At 58.6% G+C, this 12352-nt stretch carries 9 protein-coding genes; 2 read left to right on the forward strand and 7 right to left on the reverse strand.

Going from position 1 to position 12352, the window contains the following annotated elements:
• Window positions 1-198: 198 nt before the first annotated feature.
• Window positions 199-1419, reverse strand: a complete 1221-nt coding sequence (locus tag ACW9JC_RS14450; RefSeq protein WP_457455563.1) for an aspartate aminotransferase family protein — start codon at window positions 1417-1419, stop codon at window positions 199-201.
• On the opposite strand from ACW9JC_RS14450, the gene ACW9JC_RS14455 reads away from it, so the two are divergent.
• The gene (locus ACW9JC_RS14455; RefSeq protein ID WP_457455565.1) at window positions 1344-6425 is read left to right on the forward strand and encodes a dermonecrotic toxin domain-containing protein; all 5082 of its coding nucleotides are present in this window, start codon (window positions 1344-1346) and stop codon (window positions 6423-6425) included. The two genes, ACW9JC_RS14450 and ACW9JC_RS14455, sit on opposite strands and share 76 nt — an antisense overlap.
• Here the strand turns inward: ACW9JC_RS14455 and argR are convergent, their stop codons facing one another.
• From argR to ACW9JC_RS14485, 6 genes are all read right to left on the reverse strand, one after another.
• The gene (gene argR, locus ACW9JC_RS14460) at window positions 6426-7406 is read right to left on the reverse strand and encodes a transcriptional regulator ArgR (protein ID WP_457455567.1); all 981 of its coding nucleotides are present in this window, start codon (window positions 7404-7406) and stop codon (window positions 6426-6428) included.
• A gap of 246 nt (window positions 7407-7652) precedes the next feature.
• Window positions 7653-8417 (reverse strand): ABC transporter ATP-binding protein, encoded by a 765-nt coding sequence (locus tag ACW9JC_RS14465; protein WP_338582527.1) that lies wholly within the window; start codon window positions 8415-8417, stop codon window positions 7653-7655.
• Window positions 8418-8444: 27 nt separating this feature from the next.
• On the reverse strand, window positions 8445-9557 hold the full coding sequence (locus ACW9JC_RS14470) for a M14 family metallopeptidase (protein WP_457455569.1): 1113 nt from the start codon (window positions 9555-9557) through the stop codon (window positions 8445-8447).
• 1 nt (window position 9558) lies between these two features.
• On the reverse strand, window positions 9559-10257 hold the full coding sequence (locus ACW9JC_RS14475) for an ABC transporter permease (RefSeq protein WP_457455571.1): 699 nt from the start codon (window positions 10255-10257) through the stop codon (window positions 9559-9561).
• The gene (locus ACW9JC_RS14480; RefSeq protein ID WP_416126069.1) at window positions 10254-10943 is read right to left on the reverse strand and encodes an ABC transporter permease; all 690 of its coding nucleotides are present in this window, start codon (window positions 10941-10943) and stop codon (window positions 10254-10256) included. Before ACW9JC_RS14480 ends, ACW9JC_RS14475 begins: the two co-directional genes overlap by 4 nt.
• Window positions 10944-11034: 91 nt before the next feature.
• The gene (locus tag ACW9JC_RS14485; protein ID WP_338582531.1) at window positions 11035-11811 is read right to left on the reverse strand and encodes an ABC transporter substrate-binding protein; all 777 of its coding nucleotides are present in this window, start codon (window positions 11809-11811) and stop codon (window positions 11035-11037) included.
• Between the two features lie 103 nt (window positions 11812-11914).
• Here ACW9JC_RS14485 and ACW9JC_RS14490 point away from each other — a divergent pair, with 103 nt between their 5' ends.
• Window positions 11915-12124: a hypothetical protein gene (locus ACW9JC_RS14490; protein WP_457455574.1), complete on the forward strand. Its 210-nt coding sequence runs from the start codon at window positions 11915-11917 to the stop codon at window positions 12122-12124.
• Window positions 12125-12352: the final 228 nt, after the last annotated feature.

Genomic DNA, 12352 nt, shown 5'->3' on the forward strand with positions numbered 1-12352 from the left:
TGTCACTCCTTTCTCTTATAAATTCACAGAAAAAACACCGAACCCTGTGGGAGCGGGCTTGCCCGCGATGGCGTCCTGTCAGAAAACAATGAAGTCGGCTGTCAGTCCCTCATCGCGGGCAAGCCCGCTCCCACAGGAATTGTGCCCGGTATCAAAATTTGGGTTCGACGCCTGAAAAGTCAGGCGTCGAAGGGTCTATCAGGCTTGGGTCAGTTTTACTGCGGCACGTTCGAAGCGGTCCAGACCGGCATCGATATCGGCGTCTTCCACCACCAGGCTCGGGGCAAAGCGCACCACGTCCGGGCCGGCTTGCAGGATCATCAGGCCTTCTCGCTCAGCGGCGTTGAAAATATCCTTGGCCTTGCCTTTCCAGGCATCACTCAGCACGCAGCCGATCAACAGGCCCATACCGCGGACCTGGGTGAAGAGGCCGTATTTCTCACCGATCTGCTCAAGGCGCGCCTTGAACTTGTCGTGCTTGGCGTTGACGCCGGCCAGCACTTCAGGGGTGTTGACCACGTCGATCACTGCTTCCGCGACCGCACACGCCAGCGGGTTGCCGCCGTAAGTGGTGCCGTGGGTGCCGACGACCAGATGTTTGGCCAGGTCTTCGGTGGTCAGCATCGCGGCGATCGGGAAACCGCCACCCAGGCTCTTGGCGCTGGTCAGGATGTCCGGGATCACGCCGTAATGCTGGTAGGCAAACAGATGGCCGGTACGGCCCATGCCGGTTTGCACTTCGTCGAAGATCAGCAGCGCGTTGTTCGCGGTGCAGAGGTCGCGGGCGCCTTGCAGGTATTCGAGTTCAGCCGGGATCACACCGCTTTCGCCCTGGATCGGCTCCAGTACTACCGCGCAAGTCTTGTCGGAAACGGCGGCTTTCAGCGCGGCCAGATCGTTGTACGGGACGTGGGTGATACCGGTGATTTTCGGACCGAAGCCATCGGAGTACTTCGACTGGCCACCGACGTTGACGGTGAACAGCGTACGACCGTGGAAGCTGTTGAGCGCGGCGATGATTTCGTACTTCTCGCTGCCGAAACGGTCGAAACCGACACGACGGGCCAGCTTGAACGCGGCCTCGTTGGCTTCGGCGCCGGAGTTGCAGAAGAACGCACGCTCGGCAAACGTGGCGTCGATCAGCTTATGGGCCAGGCGCAGGGCAGGCTCATTGGTGAACACGTTGGACACGTGCCACAGCTTGTTGGCCTGCTCGGTCAAGGCACCGACCAGCGCCGGATGCGCATGGCCCAGAACGTTTACGGCAATCCCGCCGGCGAAGTCGATCAGCTCGCGACCGGACTGGTCCCAAACGCGGGAACCGGCGCCACGCACTGGAATGAATGCGGCAGGCGCGTAGTTGGGAACCATTACCTGGTCGAAATCGGCGCGTTCTACCGCAGCGTGATCAACGGACATCGGAGTCTCCTGAAGAGGAACACTCGCCTGAAACTGGCGAGCGATGGGGGGATTGTAAGGACAGTTTTCAGCCCGGCCTTGCCGCCAAGCGACAACTTCTTATAGCGCAAACCCCGGATTTTCCCGGGTTTACAGCAGTGCGACATATAGGGTCGCAAAGGCGCAGTTTAACTGGCGGGGAGCGTTTGCGGCAGGCTTGCTTCGCTGTAACTCATGGCGATCAGGCAAGTGCGGTAAATATGTACCGCACATCGTCCACGTTCGCGGGTTTTCCTAGGGGCCTATCAAACACCGACGGCCACCTTATCCGCATGAACACCGAATCCACCGCCATTGTCGCTTCCGATGCTTCCACGCCGGACGCTCATGTTCAGCATCTGCAGAATGTCATTCCGCTCTGGCTCCGCCAGGCGGCGCCTCATCGGCGTGAAGCGCTGCGCACCATCACACCTGCGCGAGCGGACGGACTTAAGGACGCGCCGCCACATCATCATGCCGAACTGGGCAGGCTCATTGCCCGTCAGGCGTCCAGCCAGAATCAGGTCGACAAGACACTGGCGAAGCTGCAGAACCCCGCCGATTTTGCTGAAGCGCTACTCAAAGCCGAACTCAAGACCCGTTTCGGCCTGGAGCTGGACGTTCGCGAAACCTTTCTGCGTCTTTATATACCCACGCGCTTGCCCTGGTTGCGGATGAAGTCCGGGGCCGCTCGCATCTGGACGGTGTCACTGCTGGACGCGGCGCTGCACAACTTCGAAAACGCAGAAACCCTCGACGACGCCTTCGAACCTGCCTCGACTTACATCACGGCGCCCTCCTCCATCGGGCAATTCAGAACCTTGCCGCAGATCCAGGAAAAAATGCCCATTCCGGCGTTTACCCGTCTGTGCCGGGAACTCGATATTGGCCAGCGCTATAAAACCTATCTGGAAGCCAATCTGGGCATTAGCAATCCCGTGGTCGCAGCGGCATTGCAATCCAAAATCCGTGAAGGCCAGCGAACAGCGCTGAGCGCTGCCCTGCACATGGCACAGATGCAAAACCTGTTGGCCGGCGACGCATACGATCTGATCCGCGGCCTGCTCGACACATCGGCGTCTGGACGTTCGCGAGGTCAGTCGTGGGGTTGTCATGACCTGACACTCATGAACGCCCGCCTTACCGGCATCCTGCTGTTTGCGCCAGACCTCGAACGTGCGCAAGGCGTGGTCAGGGTGGTGGCTTACATTCCTGGCGACCCTGAACATCCGATCAAGCAATACCCTTCGTCCGCCGCATTCGCCGAAGAGTTGAGCCAGCGACTGCGCAACCCCGACTATCAACAATTTTTCAGCCGTTTCATCGCCCATAAAGATAGAGGCCATTTCTTCGCGCAACTGAACAATCAGCTGGCACCTATCACCTGGCAGCCCGTGCAGCCAGGCGATCCGCGACCGACCTGGAGAGATGCGCCGAACCCGCGTCCCGACCTGCATCTGGTGGCAACGCCGATCAAGGGTCAACTATGGACGCATTTCTATCAATGCCAGCTCGACAAGATCCTCAACGATGCACGCGTGATTGCGGTCTCCACCGCAACGGTCGACCAGAAAGCCCGATGGGCGCTTTGGGATTCCTTCGCGGAAATTGCCTCGGCACTGCTCAACGCTGCGGCGTTCATTGCCCTGCCATTCGTGCCGTTTCTCGGTGAAGCAATGCTGGCCTACGTGGCCTACCAGATGCTCGATGAAACCTTCGAAAGCGTGGTCGACTGGGCGCAGGGACAGACTCGCGAGGCTTTCGGGCACTTCATGGGGGTCGTTGAAACTGCGGTGCAGTTGGGGGCATTTGCAGCAGGTGGCGCCATTGTCGCCAGCGAATTTCGAGCGTTGCTGCCTCGGGAAATCGTTCAGTTCTTCGACAGCTTCGACGCGGCAAAAAAACCGAACGGCGAAACTCGCTACCGACGGCACGATCGCGTCACCGAACCGCAGCTCATCGCCCCGGACACCGCGCAGCTACCGCCGTTGCAAGCGGACACACTCAAACGCTTTAGGATCGATCACGACATTCAAACCTTCATTGAGCAAATCGGCAGCGAACAGGCGGATGACTATCTGAAAGCCGACCCCGTGACGCAGCTCGAATTACTTCATGAGAACGGCTACTGGCCCGCCGACAAAGGCCTGCGCTTGATCGATGGCTCAGCGCAAAATCTTTGGCAAAGCCCATCGCCTGATGTCCCGCTCCTGCTGCTGGATATCACACGCCTCAATGACGGTGACTTGCTCAAGTCTTTTCTCCTGGCTTTGTCAGAAACCGAAACAAAGACGTTGATGGGCGAGGCGTTCGGCCTGCCCTCTCCACGCCTCGAAGACCGTACCGACAACCTGCGCCGCACGCTGGCGCAACTGGCTCAGCGCAAGCGAAAAAGCCTGTTCGAGCAGCGCTACCGAAAACTCGAGCGCGGCGCACGTGCGGAGGTACAAACCCTGATCGACGCCGAACCTGGCTTGCCAACCAGCGTCGCGCAGGCCATTGCGGGCACGGCGGATGAACTGGAACTTCAGCAGCTGAAAAACGGCAGGATTTCCCCGCGACTCTCGGAACTGAGCCAAGAGGCAGGGTTGCAAGTGCGGGTGACACGCGCCTACGAAGGACTTGAATTGCCGTCCACCGAGGACAACCTTGATACCGACCGATTGGCGCTGCACACACTGGCAAACTTGCCGGGCTGGACTGGAGAGACCCGACTGGAGCTGCGCCACTACAGCCACGAAGGTGCACTGATCGACAGCCTCGGCAACGCCGACGCGCCCGTACGCAAGGTGCTGGTACTCAGCGAAGAAGGTTCGTATCAAGCCTATGACCACCATGGAGAAGAACTCAGCGGCCTGAATACGCTCTACGCCAACCTGCTCCAGGCATTGCCGGACAGTGAGCGTACAGCACTGAATATCCATATCGGTGAAAGCGAACGCCTCAAACAACTGATTCGCCAACATGCCTTGAGCCACGATGAAATGCGTGTCTTGCTGGCTGGATACCCCAATCTCAAACCCGCCTACGACCCGCAGGTCATGCGGTTGCTGGGCGGTGGCGACGGTTATCATCGGATACCGTTCAATACGCCCACACTACAATCCCGAGCCCAGACGCTGTTTCCTCATTTATCCGGGCAAGAACTCGAGTCTTTTGTCGTTCGTCTGCAACGACACCCGAGCGGACCACGGGCAGAATTGCATCGACTCAATATTCAACACACGCAACTCGTCGAACACTTGTCTGCCTGGCGCGATGAAATTCCGCTGTTTATCCCCGATAACGAAATCAGACTCACCACTGAACAATTCGCTACCCAAAAACAGATTCGCCAACAGTTCATCATCGATCTGCTGGACTGCTGGCGCCGACAATGGACACTTCCAGAAAACGGGTTTGAAAGGGTCGACTTCGACTTCTTCCAACCGGTCATCGGTGAGCTGCCTCAACTGAGCGCTGACTTCAGTGGCGTGACATCGTTGAGACTCGCAGGCAGCAAGGCCACACGAGGAATGCATGCATTTCTGAATGGTTTTCCTGGATTGCGCGAGCTGAAACTACGTTACTTCGACTTGGCTCGCCTTCCGGACAACCTTTCTAAGTTGCCACTCAACCAACTGATTCTCACCGATTGCGCAGTCACCCTCAGCCCCGAGAGCCACGCCACGCTCGCCGGCTTACATGAGCTGACGATACTTGATCTGTACAAGAATCCATTGGGCCTGATACCCGACATCGGGGGCATGCCCGACTTGAACTACGTCGACTTGTCACACACCGGCATCACGGGTTTTCCAGATGAGTTGTTGAGCCGCCCGCACCTACGCACCGCGCTGCTCAACGACAACCAGATCAGAGAATTGCCCAACGCTCTTTTCACACTGCAACGCAGCACCCAGGAAGGTTTCGATCTGGGTAACAACCCGCTTTCAACGGCGACTCGCGAACGTATCAAACAACACTTTCAGCAAACGCACCAAGACTTCGGCATTTACGCCGAAGACGCAGACATCAATCGCACTCAAGCGCTTTACCCAATGATGGATAAAGAAGAGGCCAGCAAATTCGTGTTTCTGCTACCCGGCACCCTGACCGAGGGACGAATCGCACTGACTCGCCTGGAAGCCGAACTCACAACCCTTGAAAACGATCTCGCCGCCTGGACTGCCGATATTCCTGCCGTCCACCCGCACAGCAGTCAACCGTTCAATGCGCAGCAACTGCTCATCGAACACTCGACACGGGACGAATTCAAACAGTTGGTATTGCGTTGTTGGCGTCGGGAAACTCAACCGGATGACTTCAGCGATTTGATGGAAACGACCTACGACCTGAGCGCAGATACCCTCGTTACCGGAGACTTGCCAGCACTGAACGCGGACTTCAGTCATGTCGCGCTGCTTTATTTGAACAGCGACAGTGGCCTGACCGCTGGCGTTACGCGATTTCTGGAATGCTTTCCAAATCTCAAGACCATCAACATTCGCCGCTTTAGCCTGGATGATCTGCCGGAGGCAATCTTCAGGATGAGTCGATTGAAGTCGCTCAGTCTCCCCGATTGCAATATCACCCTGAGCGCGAAAAGCGTGCTGAGCCTGACCGAAATGACTAGCCTGGAATTCATCGACTTGAGCGGAAATCCCCTAGCGCTTGCTCCGGATGTCAGCCAGATGATGGACTTGGCCACGCTGCAACTGGACAACTGCGGTCTCACTGAACTGCCGCCCGGCCTGCTGCAAAGCAAAAGCCTGGAAACGGCAGACCTGAGCGGCAACGCGATTACTCGGGTACCCAGCGATATTCTGGAACTCCCCATGGAGATCGCCGAAAGCATTGACCTGCGCGGTAATCCGTTTTCCGAAGAAGGCCTGAAAGTTCTGGTTGAGTACTTCAGGCTGACCAACATCGACTTCGGTGTTCAAGCAGTGATCGAGCGGGTGGAGTTGGAGGTGTCGACGTCCGAGGCATCAGACGCCGAAGATTGATCAACCTCGCTCGGAAGGCACCGACGACAATTCGAACGGGCTGCTGCTGCGCCGCTGGTTGCGATCTTCCCGCGGCGTGGCACCGAAGAAATTGCGATAGGCGCTGGAGAAATGCGGCCCCGAGGAGAAGCCACAGGACAGGCCGATCTGAATGATCGACTTGCTGGTTTGCATCAACATCTGCCGGGCCTTGTTCAGGCGCAGTTCCAGGTAATACTGGCTCGGCACGCGGTTGAGGTATTGCTTGAAGATGCGCTCAAGCTGCCGACGGGACACGCACACGTGCTGGGCGATTTCGTCGGTGGTCAGCGGTTCTTCGATATTGGCTTCCATCAGCAACACCGCTTGGGTGAGCTTCGGATGGCTGGAGCCGAGGCGGTTTTGCAACGGGATGCGCTGGCGTTCGCCGCCTTCGCGGATGCGCTCGACCACCAGTTCCTCCGAGACCGCACCGGCCAGTTCAGCACCGTGATCACGGGCCAATACCGCCAGCAGCAAGTCGAGTACCGACATGCCGCCACACGCGGTCAGGCGATCGCGATCCCAGTCGAACAGATGACTGGTGGCGATGACTTTCGGGAAGCGCTCGGCGAAATCGTCCTGCCAGCGCCAGTGCACGGCAGCGCGATAACCGTCGAGCAAACCCAGTTGCGCCAACGGATAGACACCGGCCGACAGACCACCAATCACGCAACCGGAACGCACCAGTTGCTTGAGCGCGCTGCTGAGCGCCGGCGCCAATGTGGCTGGTGGCTCGTCAGCGAGCAGGAACAGTTTCTGGAAGTTTTCGAGCTTGCCGGTCCAGGCTTCACCGGGCAATTGCCATTCGCCTTCGGCCGGCGGTTCGGCTTGCAGGAACGACAGTTCGTAGACAACGTCCGGATGCACACGCTGGGCAACGCGCAAGGCCTCCTCAGCCAGCGCAAGCGTCAGTGCTTTAGTGCTGGGCCAAATCAGGAAACCAATTCGATGGGCAGTCATGGCGGGCAATCCGAAACGAACAACAGTGATGAAGGCATGGGCCAATGCTAGCCCGTAAATGAACGCAAATCTTCAAACCAGCAACGATCCCTTGTGGGAGCTGGCTTGCCAGCGATGGCGGTCTGTCTGTGCAAGAGATGCAAGCTGACCCACCGCGATCGCTGGCAAGCCAGCTCCCACAGGGATTGGGGGTCAGCTTCTAAGTTGCGAAGCATGCACTATCCCGGTGCACAACGGCAGCCCTGATTACTTCAAGCTACCGGACAGGAATTGCTGCAGACGTTCGGATTGCGGGTTCACCAGCACTTCGCGCGGGTTGCCGCTTTCTTCGACCACACCTTTGTGCAGGAACACCAACTGGTTCGACACTTCACGGGCGAAGCCCATTTCGTGGGTCACCACAACCATGGTCCGGCCTTCCTGGGCCAGGGCCTGCATGACCTTCAGCACGTCGCCAACCAGTTCCGGGTCGAGCGCCGACGTCGGTTCGTCGAACAGCATCACCTCAGGCTCCATCGCCAGCGCACGGGCAATCGCTACGCGCTGTTGTTCGCCGCCGGACATGTGGCCCGGGTAGGCGTCTTTGCGATGGGCGACACCCACCTTGTTCAGGTAGTGCTCAGCCTTGTCGCGTGCTTCGGCCTTGGAGACGCCGAGTACGTGCACCGGCGCTTCCATGATGTTTTCCAGCGCAGTCATGTGCGACCACAGGTTGAAATGCTGGAACACCATCGACAGGCGCGAACGCATGCGTTGCAGCTGTTTCGGATCAGCCGCCTTCAGCGCGCCGTCCTTGTTCGCCACCAGCTTCAACTCTTCGTTGTTGAGCAGGATCTTGCCCGCGTGCGGCTGCTCCAGCAGGTTGATGCAGCGCAGGAAAGTACTTTTGCCGGAGCCACTGGAGCCGATGATGCTGATCACATCGCCAGCCGCCGCTTTCAGGGACACGCCCTTGAGCACTTCGTGACTGCCATAGCGTTTATGCAGGTCTTGGACTTCAAGTTTGTACATGCGGTCGGTTCTCACAAAAACAGTCAGTCAGTCGTTGAGCAAGCGCCCGTGACGCAGCGCTTCGCGCCCCGCCACCTTGGCCAGCCAGAAACCGGGTTGGGCATAACGCAGCCGTTCAATGGCAAACAGCACCCCGGACGTACCAGCACACACCGTGCTGACCCGATCCGCGAGCGGATCGATCACTTCGAAAATCTCGTCCCCCGCTTCAACCCATTCGCCGGGTTGACGCAGGAAACTCACCACGCCGGGATGCGGCGCAAACAGCAATTCGGTGCCTTCGAACGGCATGCCTTCGCAAGCGTCCTGCGCTGGTTTCGGCCACTCGCCGCTGATCAAACCTTGCTCGGCGAGGAACGCCAGAATGCCTTCGGCGTGCGCCTCGGTTTCGGCGCGACCGGTGTCGGCCTGACCACCCAATTCAATGGTAGTCGCCAGGCACGCCAGTGGAATTTGCGCATCCGGGAACAGCCGCGACAAACGCAACCACGGCAGCGAACAGGCTTCGTCGAACGAACTGCCGCCGGAATCTTCCGCCAGCAGACCGACCCGCACATTGAGGTGCGCGGCCAGCGAACGCCATTGCGGCCAATGCTGCGGCAATGCGTACATGTGCAGCGCCGCTTCAGCATCGCAATGCAAATCCAGCACGACATCAGCGGTGCTGGCATGGCTGAGCAGGATGCGCTGCATGCCTTGCAACTGGCTGGAGGCCTCAGGCAATGCGGCCAGATGATCGGCCATTGCCTGACGGATCAGGCGAATATTGGCGTGCGGATCGTCGCCGAGACTATCGGCCAACGCAGACGCCACCGGCGCGCTCAGCTCGACGAAATCGCGGTTGAAGTTCTTGCCGCTGCCCGCCTCGAAACGCCCTTGATGATTGCCTTGCAGCAGTTGACCGAGGCCCAGTGGATTGGCCACCGGCACCAGTTCGATCACACCGTTGAGCAAGCCTTGGGCTTCGAGCTCGGCCAGACGCTTTTTCAGCGCCCAGGCGGTGCGCATCCCCGGCAGTTCATCGGCGTGGAGGCTGGCCTGAATGTAGGCCTTGCGCTCGCCACTGCCGAAGCGGAACACCGAAATCCGGCGTTCACTACCCAAGTGGCTCCACGGCAATGAATGATCAATGCGTTCCATATCAGTGCTTCCGCGGGGCCAGGTAGCCCAACCAGCGGCGCTCGGCCAGTTTGAACAGCTTCACCAGAATGAAGGTCAGGCACAGGTAGAACACGCCGGCGGTGATGTAAGCCTCGAACGGCAAGTAGAACTGGGCGTTGACCGTGCGCGCGGCACCGGTGATGTCGATCAGGGTCACGATGGACGCCAGACTGGTGGTCTGCAGCATCATGATCACTTCGTTGCTGTACTGCGGCAGCGCCCTGCGCAGGGCCGATGGCAGCAGGATGCGCTTGTACATCTTGAAGCGCGACATGCCCATGGCCTTGGCCGCTTCGATCTCGCCGTTCGGCGTGGCGCGCAGGCTGCCGGCGATGATTTCGGCGGTGTAGGCGCTGGTGTTGATGGCGAACGCCAGGCACGCACAGAACGTGGCGCTGGACAGCCACGGCCAGAGGAAGCTCTCGCGTACTGCTTCGAATTGCGCCAGACCGTAGTAGATCAGGAACAGCTGCACCAGCATCGGCGTGCCGCGGATCACGTAGGTGTAGAGCCAGGCCGACATGTTGACGACCGGGTTCTTCGAGACGCGCATCAGGCCCAGCGGCAACGCACACAGCAGGCCGAAGAACAGCGACAGCCCGAGCAATTTGAGGGTAGTCAGCAGACCGCCGAGGTACAGCGGCAACGACTCCCAAATGACGTTGTAGTCGAAGATCATAGATCAGCCGCCCTTACGCCTACCGAGTAGCGCTTCTCAAGTTGACGCAATGCCAGCAACGAGACACTGGTGATCACCAGGTACAGCGCCGCCACTGCGAGGAAGAAGGTGAAAGGTTCGCGGGTGGCGTCTGCCGCCTGCTTGGCCTTGAACATCATGTCTTGCAGACCCACCACCGAAATCAGCGCGGTGGCCTTGGTCAGAACCAGCCAGTTGTTGGTGAAGCCCGGAATCGCCAGGCGAATCATCTGCGGCACCAACACCCGGAAGAACACCTGAAAACTGCTCATGCCGTACGCCATGCCCGCTTCAGCCTGACCCTTGGGGATCGCCATGAACGCGCCACGGAAAGTTTCCGACAGGTATGCACCGAAGATGAAGCCCAGCGTGCCGATACCGGCAACCAATGGGTTCAGGTCGATGTAGTCGTCATAACCGAGCATCGGTGCGACGCGGTTGAGCAAGTCCTGGCCGCCGTAGAAAATCAGCAGGATCAGCACCAGGTCGGGAATGCCGCGAATCACGGTGGAGTACAGATCGCCCAGCCAGGCAAGCCAGCGAACCGGCGACAGACGCAGTGACACGCCGATCAGGCCCAGAACGATGGCCAGGGCCATGGACGACAAGGCGAGCTGAAGCGTCAGCCAAACGCCATCGAGGATGACAGCCCCGTAGCCTTTCAACATGATTCAGGTCCTCGAAAGTTGGGATGAAAAAATGGCGCAAACCTCAGAGATCCTGTTGCTTGCGCCATTTCGGACTTGTCGCTGGGACGTGTTACTTGCCGTAGATATCGAAGGCGAAGTACTTGTCCTGGATTTGCTTGTATTTGCCGTTCTCGCGAATGGCAGCGATCGCGGTGTTGATCTTGTCTTTCAGCGCGTCGCCCTTGCGAACCGCGATACCTACGCCGTCGCCGAAGTATTTGACGTCGGTGAACGCAGGACCGACGAAGGCGAAACCTTTACCGGCGTCGGTTTTCAGGAAACCGTCATCCAGCAGCGTAGCGTCTGCCACGGTGCCGTCGAGGCGGCCAGCGGCCACGTCGAGGTAGATTTCGTTCTGCGAACCGTATGGCTTGATCTCGGCACCCAGCGGGGCCAGGACTTCGCGGGCGAAACGCTCGTGGATCGAACCACGTTGCACGCCGATGTTCTTGCCCTTGAGCTCGGTCAGATTGTCGCTGACCTGAGTGCCGGCCTTCATGACCAGGCGCGCCGGGGTGTTGTAGTACTTGTTGGTGAAGTCCACGGACTTCTTGCGGTCTTCAGTGATCGACATGGACGACAGGATCGCGTCGATCTTGCGCACTTTGAGTGCCGGGATCAGACCGTCGAACTCTTGCTCGACCCAAACGCACTTGACCTTCATTTCTTCGCACAGGGCGTTACCGATGTCGTAGTCGAAACCAACGATGCTGCCATCCGGGGCTTTCGAGGCGAACGGAGGGTAAGCCGCTTCGATACCGATTTTCAGAGGTTTTTCATCGGCGAAGGTAGGCAGGGACAGCACGGAGGCAAGTGCCAGGGCGCCAAGCAGCACGAGTTTCTTCATCTTGGGACTCCATCGGTAAAGGGCTAAAACGGCAGAGTGAGCGACAGCCCATTATGCGAATGAGTGGAACCGGAAAGCGTTGCTGCGTCCTGGGAAGCGGGTGTTGAAAATCAACACGGGCAACGACGAGCGAGTGATCGGCATTCTAACGACAGGCCCGAAGCCGATATTTCTTCAATGCGACAACAAATTACAGAAGCACCGAGAAAGCCGTTTAGGCACGTTGACAGCCCTGCAAAATCATGCAAGAGCAAAAGACAGTGAACCGATCAATACTGCAAGTTGCGGGCCTATTATTGGCAAACCCTTCTAATCCGGCAAGCGCAGCGTGGGGTCTTATTTTTCTGGGGCGGGTTTGGGGCCCGGATTTGGGACGCGGCGTTTCCCAATGCCCCGGATCGGCGCGATGCGGTTACACATTCAGTAACTTGAAAGATCGCGGGTAACAGTAGGAAACCTCCCACAGAGGAAGCCGATAATTATTGGTTGAAGATCAACATCAAAAGATCGCAGCCTGCGGCAGCTCCTACAGGAATCGCGT

The sequence above is a fragment of the Pseudomonas sp. SDO5591_S426 genome (genome assembly GCF_054070755.1).